General features: G+C 50.9%; 1 pseudogene. It reads left to right on the top strand.

Annotation, left to right across the window (positions count from 1 at the left end):
• A pseudogene (locus QW71_RS40800) lies at window positions 1-529 on the top strand (hypothetical protein); the annotation flags it as partial.

Below are 529 nucleotides of genomic sequence, written 5' to 3'. Positions count from 1 at the left end.
AGATGGCCTTCAAGGTCTATGAAGCGTTCGGGAACAAGACGCAGATGGAGACCGTCCACGCGCAGGCCGAAGAAGCACGCCGGAAGCTGGCTTCGCTGGGTGTAGGCAAGGTCCAATATGAAGCAGGGAAGGATCTAAGCGGCTATTTCAAGCATCCGGCTGTCAAGGCCTGTGATTATGATCCGTCGATCACGGTGGAGAGTGTACCGCTCATACATAACGAAGAATATCTCCTTCTGCTGCGGATGGCGATGGAGAAGAGTGCCGCTGGGAACTATGCGCGAAGCCAGCTGGAAGTGAAGCGGCTGGAGATTGAAGCAGCGGAACGTCAGCTGGCACTGAATAGCAACACCGGAGCGAAGAAATACAACTTTGAGGAGTACAGCAAAACACTTATAGGAAACACATGGGTACTCAGTAAAAATGGCATAACAGATCAGGAGGCGGCACAAGCATCTATAGCGTATCAGGAAGCCGTCAGGAATGGAGAAATCAAATCTAATCTGGATAATGTGCCCGTTGATATCAT

It is taken from the genome of Paenibacillus sp. IHB B 3415 (assembly GCF_000802655.2).
In the GTDB taxonomy this organism is placed as follows: Bacteria; Bacillota; Bacilli; order Paenibacillales; family Paenibacillaceae; genus Paenibacillus_AQ; species Paenibacillus_AQ phytohabitans.
The sequence above is the reverse complement of the archived record's forward strand: the minus strand, read 5'-3'. Positions and strand labels throughout refer to the sequence as shown.